This window comes from Listeria rocourtiae FSL F6-920 (genome assembly GCF_000525975.1).
Lineage (GTDB): Bacteria > Bacillota > Bacilli > Lactobacillales > Listeriaceae > Listeria_A > Listeria_A rocourtiae.
The window spans coordinates 1-11752 of the sequence record NZ_AODK01000043.1 but is presented as its reverse complement, the minus strand read 5'-3'; the positions used below and the strand labels follow the sequence as shown (position 1 = coordinate 11752).

Sequence of the window (11752 nt, the reverse complement as noted above, 5' to 3'; positions counted from 1 at the left end):
ATATGGGACTATCAACGAGTACGAAAACTTTTGATGCGCGGGTGAAGGAGAGCTTAGATGATACATTTATGCAAAACGCAGTTGCTAAGGCGCAGGATGATCAATGGATAAAACGAGAAACATCGCGTGAAAAATTGGGAAACTGGGAAGAGTGGCGTGATCTTGGTGAGCAAATTCGACAGCATACATTGGAGAATCTTGATTTTTATTTGGAGCAGTTTAGTGATAACGTAACGAAGAATGGTGGAAAAGTATTTTTTGCGTCGACGGAAAAGGAAGCGACGGATTATGTAAAAGACGTAATTAGGCAGAAAAATGCGAAAAAAATTGTGAAGTCTAAATCGATGGTGACAACGGAGATTGATTTGGATCGGCTGTTGTTGGAAATGGACGGAGTCTCGGTAATGGAGACCGATCTTGCAGAATTTATTTTGCAGATGGACGATTGGGATGAGCCGTCGCATATTGTTTTTCCAGATATACATAAGAACCGAGAGCAGATTCGGCTGGTTTTTAAGGAGAAGTTGGGGTATGACGGAGATAATGAGCCAGAGCACATGGCACGGTTTGCGCGCGAAGTGTTGCGGGAATTCTTCTTGGATGCAGATGTTGGGATTACTGGTTGTAATTTTGCGGTTGCTAATAGCGGTATGGTTAATTTGGTTACGAACGAGGGAAACGCGGATTTATGTGAGAGCATTCCGGATACGCAGATTGTGTTGATGGGAATGGAGCGGATTGTGCCCAATATGGCAGATGCGGAAGTGATGGATAATTTATTATCACGTAGTGCGGTTGGGCAAAGTTTGACGAGTTATATTACTTTTTCAGGGCCAAAATTGACGGAGGAATCGGATGGTCCGGATGATTTTCATGTGGTGATTCTGGATAATAAACGTTCGGAGGCGCTTGGTACAGAGTTTCAATCGGTATTGCAGTGCATTCGCTGTGGCTCTTGTTTGAATGTTTGTCCAGTGTACCGGACGATTGGTGGACATGGCTATGGATCAATTTACCCAGGCCCAATTGGAGCTGTACTTTCGCCAGTACTTGGTGGTTATGAACAATTTGGAGAACTACCTTATGCGTCTAGTTTGTGCGGTGCTTGTACAGATACGTGCCCTGTCAAAATTCCACTCCACGGTTTGTTAGTGGAGCATCGTCGGGTGATGACGGATGAGTTGAAGATGGGGCATGGTTTCGTGGATCAGCAAATGCGCTTTATTGCCAAAGCTACAGCCTCACCGTTCTTGTTTAAGCAGGCGCTCAAATTTGGTCATGTTGGACTTGGTGTGTTAGGTGCAAAACCATCTACTACGACAGAAAACTTGTATCAGTATGGTGGCTTCATCAACGGTGGATTTGGTTTGATTAAAGGCTGGACAAGTGTGCGTGATTTGCCGAGACCGCCGAAAGAACGCGATAATTTCCGAACGTGGTATAAAAATCGGGAAACAGGAGGTGTCGCGGAATGACAACGGATAACCGGGAAGCCTTTTTGAATGGAATCGCGGAGAAACTAGGACGGGAGAGACGCCGAACAGGTGTGAAGCAACCTGAGCGAGTGCATACGATTGCGAATGAGACGTTGGTCGGAAAGACGCAAGATGAGTTGCTTGCGATTGCTAAAGATGCTTGTACCCGGATTCATACAGATGTTGTAGAGACGCCTGTTGCGGAGCTTGCAAAACATATCGAAAAAATCGCTACCAATTATGGGAACGAGTCGGTGCTAATTGCGGATGACCAACGATTTGCTGAGTATGGTCTTCAAAATTTAGCAGATAATGCGTGGGATAAATGTGCTGTATCGGTTTGGAAAGAAGGCCGGGAAAATCGTGTGGCGAACATTGCTACGGCAGCTGATGCCAACATTGCGATAGCATTTGCTGATTTTCTTCTTGCTGAGAGCGGATCCGTCGTTGTGGAATCTAGTCCAAAGCAAGGTCGGACGCTTCATTTCTTACCGGTACATTACATTGCAATCATTCCGAAAAGCAAGATTGTGCCACGTTCTACACAAGCTGCAGATTATTATGATGCGCGTATTGCCAGTGGTCAGGAAATTGGTTCTTCTATTAATTTCATTTCTGGCCCATCGAATTCAGGAGATATTGAGATGCAACTGGTGGTTGGTGTACATGGTCCAATTAGCGTTACTTATATCGTAGTAATAGATAAATAAGTCGAATAAAAAGTCATGTTTGGCAAAGGTGCTAAGCATGATTTTTTTATTCGACTTATTTTTTAAATCCTGTTTTCTGCATCGATTAAAAGTACGCGACTATTAAAGATGACACGCTCTTCTTCCATTAGTTTTTGCAAGTGAGTAGTCAGTGTAGTAAGTCCAACACCTACGTAATTAGCGATCATTTTTCTTGAAAAGTATCTTGGTAATTCAATCATACCTTGATCGTCTGTTTGTGTATTATAACGAATCGCTAACGTGTGAATAAAAGCGGCAATCATGTTTTTCGTGTCTAATGTTGCTTGCATTTGCTTTTTTTTCTAAACGACGCTGAATGATTTGTAACATATGGTAATGCTGTAATTGAAGCTCTGTATTCTGTGCGATTTGGTTAAATACGTCAATCTGTGAGAATCTCCAAACGATAACTTCGTCTGTTAGAGCTTTTCCGAATAGTTGGCTAGAGTAAATGTTATAATCTAGTAGGTCACCTTCGCCAGCAAAATCTATCGCTACATTTGTATTGGAGAAAATACTAGTAACCCCAGATACAATGACAAAGATATAAGGCGTGTCGTTTGATGCAGTTAATTCGATTTTGTCGTTCTTCTTTAAAACTATTCTCTCGTTAGCGATTCCTGAATCAAGTAAAGTTGTAAGGAACTTCCCAGCTTGGATTTTCGTATCTAAAGTTTCATTTTGCGTCAATGTATCTGTATTCATTGTATCTCCTCCTAGTTTTTTTTTGGCGCCTGTTCGCTGCCTCTATAACTATTAAACCATGGATACGTTATTTAGGAAATTCAATCTTGTCACAGAAATGGACAGAAATGAAAAAAAAGATTTTTAATGGTAGTTAATTGTTTAAAAGGGGTAGTATATAATATGTTATAAAAATGAGAGAATCTCAAAAAAATTTTAAAATCTCATCGTATTTTTATCTTCTTTTGATATAATACGGCATAATGAATGTATCGAAGAACTCGTTTTTTTGCATTGCTATTCTAAAAGAAAAGGATCTGTTGAGATGGAAAATAAAACAAAAAATCCAGCAGGCTTAACTTCAAATGAGGTAGCCGAGCGTATAGAGCATGGACAGGTCAATCATGCACTGAAACCCTTAACTCGGAGTGTGCTAGGCATTATTCGAGATAATACGTTCACACTTTTTAATATGATAAATGTCGTTATCGCAAGTTTCATTATTCTCGTCGGAAGCTATCAAAATCTGTTATTTCTAGGTGTTGCGATTAGTAATACGGCAATGGGGATTTTTCAAGAGATTCGGGCGAAGCGAAATATCGATAAGCTAACGATTCTGACACAAGCGAAAGTGAAAGTTGTGCGTGACGCTGTCGTTCACGAATTGGAACAGGCTGATCTTGTGCTTGATGATGTGATGCTACTGAATCGTGAAGATCAGATTTGTGCGGATGGTATGGTGCTTCAAACGGACGGCTTGGAGGTGGATGAATCTCAATTGACCGGTGAGGCTGAGCCTGTTGTAAAACGCACGGATGATTACGTGATGTCAGGAAGTTATATTGTCAGTGGTCAGGCCTATGTGAAAGTTTCTGCAGTCGGTGAGCATAGCTTTGTTTCAAAAATTTCAATGGAAGTGAAGCAAGAAAAGCGCCCAGATAGCGAGTTAATTCGCTCTATTAAAAAAATTATAAAAGTATTGACGTTTATCATTATTCCAATTGGTTTGGCGCTATTTTTCTCGAAGTACTTTCAAGGATTGCCGCTGAAAGAATCAGTATTAGGAACGGCTGCGGCAATGATTGGAATGATTCCAGAGGGGCTCGTACTTTTGACAAGTATTGCGCTTGCGGTTGGCGTTATTAATTTGGCGAAACAGAAGGTACTCGTGAAATCAATGCCATGTATTGAGACATTGGCACGTGTCGATGTGTTGTGTTTAGATAAAACGGGAACGATTACGGATGGGAAATTGGACGTGACGGATATCGTGTTGAAACATCCGCGCGTGACATCTTCGCAAATTGATGCGAGTGTTGGTGCGATTGTCGGTTCGCTTTCGGATAATAACGCGACTAGTATGGCACTGGGAAAACACTTCACAGAAAATCCGGAGTGGCAAATTGAGAAGCGGATTCCGTTTTCTTCCGCGCGTAAATGGAGCGGTTGTAGTTTTACGGAGAAAGGGACGTTTTTAATCGGCGCGCCGGAGTTCATTTTTAGAGATTTGTCAGCGGAGAATCGACAAGAGTTAGATGAATATGCACAACAAGGTTTTCGGGTTTTGGCGGTTGCTCATTCTCAGGAAACACTGACAGAAAGTGTTTTGCCGGAACGATGTGTGTTGTTAGCTTTTATCTTGATTGCGGATAATATTCGTGAGGAGGCACCCGACACATTTGCTTTTTTCGCTGCGGAAGGAGTTGCGATAAAGGTAATCTCAGGAGACAACCCAGTGACGGTTTCTAATGTTGCTGTTCGTGCGGGCATTGCGAATGGCGATAAATATATTGATATGAGTGAAGTCGCTGGTGATGCAGATTTAATGCCTATTATGGAAGCTTATACGGTTTTTGGAAGGGTGACGCCACATCAAAAAAAGCATCTGATTCAAACCTATAAAAGTCAGGGGCACACTGTTGCGATGACTGGTGATGGCGTTAATGATGTACTTGCTTTAAAAGAAGCGAATTGTAGTATTGCGATGGCAGAAGGTAGTGATGCCGCGCGTAGCGTTTCTGATTTTGTCCTTTTATCGAATAACTTTGATTCGATGATTGATGTTATGCGTGAAGGCAGACGTGTTGTGAATAATATTGAACGTGTGGCATCACTTTATCTTATTAAAACGATGTATTCGACGGTACTTGCGCTCGCTTTTATTTTCCTAGCAGGTGCGTATCCATTTCAGCCAATTCAGCTGAGTCCAATTTCAGCGCTAACTGTTGGAATTCCGTCATTCTTCTTAGCTTTAAAACCTAACTATGCCCGTATAAAAGGGCAATTTCTCCATAAAGTATTGCAAACATCTGTGCCTGCAGCGACTTGTGTTATCACATATATCATGCTTATTTTAGGATTTGGAAATATGCTAGGCTTAAGTTTTGCGCAAACATCGACCATGAATGTGATGTTGACAGGGGCAACATGTTTTGTCGCATTGATTAGTGTGGGCCATCCATTTGGGCGCAAAACAAAAGTACTGATAGTAACAATGATGGCTGCATTTGTTTGTCTATTCCTATTCGGTGGCAAGTTCTTTTCGCTCGTATCGATTTTTGACTGGCAAATGATGCTCATTTATGTACCGTTATTAGTTTCATGTGGTCCATTGTACTGGTTTATCCGCCATACGATTATGCGGTTTGGTTGGGCCGGAGCAAGGGACTAATTATTAATGGACGCAAAAAATGGATCGACTCACTAATTCCGAGTCGATCCATTGCTTATTCTGCATGGAAAAATTCATTATATAAGGCACGAACCGCTTTTTTCTCTTGGTCTTCCTTTACACCGAACATAATACTGACTTCCGAAGACCCCTGATTTATCATCTCGATATTAATTTTAGCTTCAGATAATGCTTTTGAAGCTCGCGCTGTTGTTCCAACGTTGTGTTTCATCGCCTCACCAACGACCATCACAAGCGCAATCCCGTGTTCGATAATGACTTCATCAGATGAAAGTTCATTTTTCAAGCGGTCTAAAACAGTGATCTTTGTCTGATGGTCCATCTGATTTTCTCGCAAAATAATCGTCAAATCATCAATTCCCGAAGGCATGTGCTCATAGGTTAAGCCAACATCTTCTAAAATTTCCAATACTTTACGGCCAAATCCGATCTCGCGGTTCATTAAGTACTTAGTAATATAAATACTACAAAAACCGCCATCGCTTGCAATCCCAACGACTGGACCATTTGTGTTTTCCCGATGATGAATGACACGTGTCCCTGGAAGCTCGGGTCGATTCGTATTTTTAATTTGTACAGGAATTCCTGCTTGAAAGGCTGGCACAAGCGCTTCATCATGGAACACTGAAAAACCAGCATAGGATAGTTCACGCATCTCGCGGTAAGTCAGCTCTACAATTGCATTCGGTTTATGCACAATGGAGGGATTTACTGCATACACAGCATCCACATCTGTGAAGTTCTCATAAACTTCTGCTTTCACACCATTTGCCACAATCGCCCCGGTAATATCCGAACCACTACGCGAGAACGTACTGATTTCACCGTCTTTTGTATACCCAAAGAACCCTGGAAAAACAATAATCCCATCACGATCCAATAGTTTATACAAATTATCATAGCTCTCTGGCAGAACCTGAGCATTTCCAGGCTCATCTGTGACAAACAACCCCGCGTCTTTTGGATTGACATAGTGCGCTTCCGTTCCTTGACTTCGGAAAAATGCAGCAATTAATTTGGCATTATTGTCCTCGCCACTCGCTTTAATCCGGTCCATGTAGCGGTCAGGATTGGTTTTGTCAGAGATGAGAAGTTCTTTGAAATCTTGTGTAATTCGCGTCATAATCTCTTCCCCAAGGCCAAGTTCCTCGGCAATCGAGGCATAACGTGATAAGACTTCTTGCTCCAAATCTACAGCTGTTTCCCCTAAAAGATGCTTTGCTCCACAGTCAATTAATAAATCAGTGACCTTTACATCATCTGCAAAACGTTTACCAGGAGCTGATACTACAACGAACTTTCGCTTTGAATCATCTACCACGATTTTGTATACTTTTTGTAGTTGCGTAGCCGAAGCCAGCGAACTTCCGCCGAATTTAATAACTTTCATTTTTCACACTCCTGATTTAATTCATTTGGCTAAGTATTCTGTTAATGCGATTGATAAAATGCCTAGACCATATTATCTATCCATTATGAACGTTTTTATCAGAAAAGACAATATGTTTTTAGAATTATTAAAATTTATTTCTAATGTGAAGCGCAGAAAGTGAACGAAAGATAGCTAGTTCGGCTATTGTCTGTATTTGAAAACACATGTACAATATGTTATTTTGAAGGTTAGTTTAGCTTAACTTTGCAAAAATAATATAAAAAATCAAAAAATAAGGAGTGTAGATATGAATATATGGAGAGAGGATAATGAAAAAGCGGCTAGGCTGGAGCAACAGCATATAGAGCTAGTAGAAAAAAACATTTGGTGTATCTTTGCCCACGAGCTATATTCAAGCGTTGCAAAATCAGAATGGGGGATACTTAAAAACAAATGCCGTTCGTGTGGAATTTGAGGTTGAGGATGGAGAAAAGCATATCTTGCTGGACTCGTTATACGGGATAGGGGCAGAGGATGGCATCATCGAGACGGAATATTATAGAGAAGAATGGGAAATTACGAAAGACAACATCGTTATTATTGGTGGTGATGGGCACTCTTTTGTAGCGTTTGATTATGAAGGAACTACCACATCTCCTAAAATCGTATATATTGATACGGACTGTGATGAAAGCCATACAATTTGCGATAGTTTTGAGGCATTATTAGATTTGATGTATGAATTGGAATAGGATGATGATCTCGAGCATATTTACATACCGACACATGAAGAAATTAGAAATTTGGTTATGTCTCCGGCTATTGGTGAGGTAGTTGAAGGCCTAAATGTATAGATTCATGATTATTTGATGCCAAAAGACGGTGCAAGCTCATATTGGACTCTAAAAAAAAGTTTCTGCAGAGGTAACTGAGGATCAAAAAAATCAATGTTTCTAGTAGTGCACGGAATGAAATCAGAATAGAGAATATCGTTAACTCCGCATTCATTGAATAATGCTCAGAGCTATTAAGAAAATGATTAGAGTTAATGATAAATTAGGGAAATGATAGAAGCGTTTTTAGCGGATAATTAATATGAGGCCATAACCCAGCAAAATCGAGCGTTTGAGGGCCGATTTCGCTGGGTTATGCGCCAACCATCTTTTGTGTTCTTAGCTAACTGTTATGCCGTTCTTTAATCAAACCTTCCCGGTATGCACCGAGTAGGCATTTCAACTCATCGATTTGTTGCAACAAGTCTTTCCCAATATCTGTATTGCGAACGAGTTTTCGCTTAGTTTCTGTTTCAATGACTTGGCGTGTGGAGAGAATATCGGTTTCTTGCTGAATCGCGTCTTCGGTCGATGTAAATGGTTGATGGGAAACGAGCTGAAGACCAAATGAGTTATAGAGAAGCGTGTATCCTGCGAGACCTGTTGTTTTTTGATAAGCAGGGGAAAAGCCACCATCGATGACTAGCATTTTACCACCAGCCTTGATTGGGCTCTCACCATTGCCTTCTTTGACGGGTGTGTGACCGTTGATAATGTGACCGCTGGAATCTAAATCGAACTCGGCCAGAATCTGATGACAAATTTTTTCTTCATTTCGTAGTTTGTAATAGGCATTCTTCTTTTCAACATGTGTCTCTCTATCTGCTACAAAATAGCGCTCGAATGTCGTCATCTCACTCTTCCCGAATAAGGAGGAGGTGGCGCCAGTCCATAGATACCAAACGATATCAAGCGCGTATTTCTTTTCAGAGGTTCCACTCGTTCGAAAATAGCCTTCACGTGCGATTTGCTCAAATTGTTCTAGCAAAGCTCGTCCAGCGTATTTTTTCCCTTTTAAAGTCATTTCCATAAAACTGCCGTCTTCGTTTAACGGAATGCAACCATGATAGAGTAGGTTGTTATTATACGTCAGAACCATGCTCCCTTTGGCGTAAAGAAAGGAAACGTGGCGTTGTAGTTTTTCGCAATTTTTAAAGGAGGATACGAGTCTGTTGATTAGTTCGTGTTCTTCTGGTGTGAGTACGTATGGGTTAGCAGGGTCAATGGTTGGAAAATGAGTATCTTTTAATGGATAGGTCTTGCCTTTGATCCTCACTGTTCCAGCATCGTAATCGATCATGCTAAGCAGCAAACGATGCTCCATTTCGAATTCTGGATGACGTGCTATGATTTCGCCTTCAAGCTTGAATTGGATAACGGCAATTGCTTTATGCATCCGTGCAATCTGGTTAATCTCCATTGTACTTTGCTCAGTAATTGCGGTTTTCTGCGGTAGAAAGGCTGTGCATGGATCGTCACCATAATTCGATTCGGCAAAAAGGGCCAAGGGGCGAATCGAGATACCGTAGCTGTCTTCAATAATATCGAGATTAAGATACCGACTGGAAATCCGCAACACGTTGGCTAAACAAACACGTGAGCCGCTCGCAGCCCCCATCCAGAGCATGTCGTGATTGCCCCACTGAAAATCAAGGGAATGGTAATTCATCAAAGAATCCATAATTTTATCTGGGTAAGGTCCGCGATCATAGACGTCGCCAACGATATGTAAATGATCTACTACAAGACGCTGAATCAGCCGCGAAAGTGCACCAATAAACTCAGACGCGCGCTCAAGTGAAATAATACTTGTGATAATTTCTTCATAATAAAGTGATTTGTCCATCACGAGATGATTTTCATGCAATAATTCTTGTAAAATATATTCAAAGTCAGCGGGCATTGCCTTGCGAACCTTGGAACGAGTATACTTAGAGGAGACGTGGATACAGAGCTCAATTAATTGAAAAAGCGTATTGCGATACCACAAATCCAGATTTTCTGTTGTTTCTGAAATCAAATCGAGCTTCTGTTCTGGATAGTAGATTAAAGTCGCTAAACTGTTCATTTCGGCATCCGTCAGCCGATTGCCAAATACATCGTAAATTTTACGTTTGACGACACCAGAGCCGTTGCGAATGACTTGCTCAAAAGCCTCATATTCTCCGTGTAAATCGCTTAAAAAATGTTCTGTGCCTTTTGGTAGATTAAGAATTGCTTCTAAATTAATAATTTCTGTGGCGGTGCTTGCAATGGTAGGGTAGCTACGAGATAACAAACGTAAATACTTTAATTGGTCTGCGTCCATAAATGTAATTCCTCCCTTTAAAAAAGCCAGATAATATTAATTGGTATAGTTCATTATAGATAACGAAAGTTTATTTCGCAAGGCAGATGATTCGAATTTTGAAAAACGGTTATGTACTATAATAGAAAGTAAGCTTTGAGAGGATGCGATTGAAAATGGCAGTTATTATTGGAATTTCGGGAACACGCCGTAGTATGGAGTTTCCACAAAATATATTTGAGGACCGTGCTACAGTGAACGATACGTATGTTAAGGCCGTTGCAAAAGCGGGAGGTGCACCAATTATTTTGCCGGTGACAGAAACATGTTACGCGAAAGAAATCGTGGAACATATCGATGGCTTGGTACTTACTGGCGGTGATGATGTTTCGCCATTCCTATACGGAGAAGAACCGTTAGCATTACTTAGTGGAACGCTACCAGATCGTGATTTATACGAAATGGAATTATTGAAAGAAACATTAGCTCAAAATAAACCTGTTTTAGCAATCTGTCGTGGTGTTCAGCTGATGAATGTGGCTTTTGGTGGATCACTTTATCAAGATATCAGTTATGCACCAGGAATTGAGCGCCAGCATTTACAACATACAGACCCAGGCTTTCCAATTCACTCCGTCGTGACAAAAGAAAATTCAGAGTTACGCGCGATTTTTGGCGAGAAGACAATGGTGAACTCATTACATCATCAAGTAATCAAAACTGTGGCTGCTGAATTTCATGCAACAGCTTGGGCATCGGATGGCGTAATAGAGGCTTTGGAACGCGAAGGAGATTTATTCGTCGTAGGTGTTCAGTGGCACCCTGAAATTATGGTGAAGCAAGGTAATGAAATGTGTGCCTTATTCGAAACTTTTATCCAAAAAGTTGAAACGAACAACAAGTAAGCAAATGAATTTTAGGGCAAAATCTGGTACAATAGATAGACAAACGGGAGGAGCTGGCAATCAGATGATAGAGTCTATTAAGAAATGGTCAGATAAAACACCGCGGTTATTGCGAGCTGCGCTAAATCTCGCATTAATCCTAGTCGCAGTCATACTTGTCATTGCGATGTTTAAAGAAATTTGGGAAATATTCCATAGCATTTTTTACGATACTTCCGAGAGTTTTTATCAGATTACCGAAGAAATTTTGGTATTCTTCCTTTATTTTGAGTTTTTAGCCTTGATTATTAAATACTTTGAGATGGAATATCATTTTCCGCTACGCTATTTTATTTATATTGGTATTACAGCGATTGTTCGCTATATTATTATCGATCATGAAAGTGCGCTGGCGACATTGCTCTTATCTGGTGCGATTCTTGTACTTTTAGTATCTCTTTTTGTCGCTAATACGAAGACGTTGCGACGGGATATGAATTAGTTTTAGGAGGAATAATACATGAAGATATTAGTAGTTGGCGCAACAGGAACGATTGGAAAAGCAATTGTCTCGAAATTGGAGCAGGAGCAACATACGATTATTACGGCGAGTCGTAAAGAATCAGATGTTACGGTAGATATGACGTCGGTTACGAGCATTCAGGCGATGTATGAGCAGGTCGGAAAAATCGATGCGCTAGTTGTTGCGGCTGGCTCTGCATACTTCGGGCCGCTTACAACGATGACACCAGAAAACAACGAGCAATCCATTGAAGGGAAGTTAAAAGGGACAG

The 11752-nt window shown here is 40.9% G+C and carries 9 protein-coding genes and 1 pseudogene; 7 read left to right on the top strand and 3 right to left on the bottom strand.

The window, feature by feature from the left end:
- The first annotated feature begins 2 nt into the window (after nucleotides 1-2).
- On the top strand, nucleotides 3-1475 hold the full coding sequence (locus PROCOU_RS12990) for a LutB/LldF family L-lactate oxidation iron-sulfur protein (RefSeq protein ID WP_036073126.1): 1473 nt from the start codon (nucleotides 3-5) through the stop codon (nucleotides 1473-1475).
- Nucleotides 1472-2185, top strand: a complete 714-nt coding sequence (locus tag PROCOU_RS12985) for a LutC/YkgG family protein (RefSeq protein WP_036073124.1) — start codon at nucleotides 1472-1474, stop codon at nucleotides 2183-2185. Before PROCOU_RS12990 ends, PROCOU_RS12985 begins: the two co-directional genes overlap by 4 nt.
- Nucleotides 2186-2428: 243 nt before the next feature.
- Here the strand turns inward: PROCOU_RS12985 and PROCOU_RS12980 are convergent, their stop codons facing one another.
- The gene (locus PROCOU_RS12980; RefSeq protein WP_036073123.1) at nucleotides 2429-2911 is read right to left on the bottom strand and encodes a hypothetical protein; all 483 of its coding nucleotides are present in this window, start codon (nucleotides 2909-2911) and stop codon (nucleotides 2429-2431) included.
- 304 nt (nucleotides 2912-3215) lie between these two features.
- On the opposite strand from PROCOU_RS12980, the gene PROCOU_RS12975 reads away from it, so the two are divergent.
- Nucleotides 3216-5561: a cation-translocating P-type ATPase gene (locus PROCOU_RS12975; RefSeq protein WP_036073121.1), complete on the top strand. Its 2346-nt coding sequence runs from the start codon at nucleotides 3216-3218 to the stop codon at nucleotides 5559-5561.
- A 55-nt stretch (nucleotides 5562-5616) separates the two neighbouring features.
- On the opposite strand, the gene PROCOU_RS12970 is transcribed toward PROCOU_RS12975, so the two are convergent.
- A complete protein-coding gene (locus tag PROCOU_RS12970) occupies nucleotides 5617-6972 on the bottom strand; it encodes an aspartate kinase (protein ID WP_036073120.1) in 1356 nt (451 codons plus the stop codon).
- Nucleotides 6973-7343: 371 nt separating this feature from the next.
- Here PROCOU_RS12970 and PROCOU_RS12965 point away from each other — a divergent pair.
- Nucleotides 7344-7706 (top strand): annotated as a pseudogene (locus PROCOU_RS12965) (SMI1/KNR4 family protein); the annotation flags it as partial.
- Between the two features lie 424 nt (nucleotides 7707-8130).
- Here PROCOU_RS12965 and PROCOU_RS12960 read toward each other — a convergent pair.
- On the bottom strand, nucleotides 8131-10095 hold the full coding sequence (locus PROCOU_RS12960) for a fructose-1,6-bisphosphatase (RefSeq protein ID WP_036073116.1): 1965 nt from the start codon (nucleotides 10093-10095) through the stop codon (nucleotides 8131-8133).
- A 155-nt stretch (nucleotides 10096-10250) separates the two neighbouring features.
- Between PROCOU_RS12960 and PROCOU_RS12955 the strand changes: the two genes are divergently transcribed.
- The 3 genes from PROCOU_RS12955 to PROCOU_RS12945 all read left to right on the top strand — a co-directional run.
- Nucleotides 10251-10979, top strand: coding sequence for a gamma-glutamyl-gamma-aminobutyrate hydrolase family protein (locus PROCOU_RS12955; protein WP_036073114.1), 729 nt, complete (start codon nucleotides 10251-10253; stop codon nucleotides 10977-10979).
- Nucleotides 10980-11046: 67 nt separating this feature from the next.
- Nucleotides 11047-11460, top strand: coding sequence for a phosphate-starvation-inducible protein PsiE (gene psiE / locus PROCOU_RS12950; RefSeq protein ID WP_036073169.1), 414 nt, complete (start codon nucleotides 11047-11049; stop codon nucleotides 11458-11460).
- A gap of 18 nt (nucleotides 11461-11478) precedes the next feature.
- Nucleotides 11479-11752 (top strand): SDR family NAD(P)-dependent oxidoreductase (locus tag PROCOU_RS12945; RefSeq protein WP_036073111.1); only part of this gene is annotated, 274 nt, incomplete at its 3' end.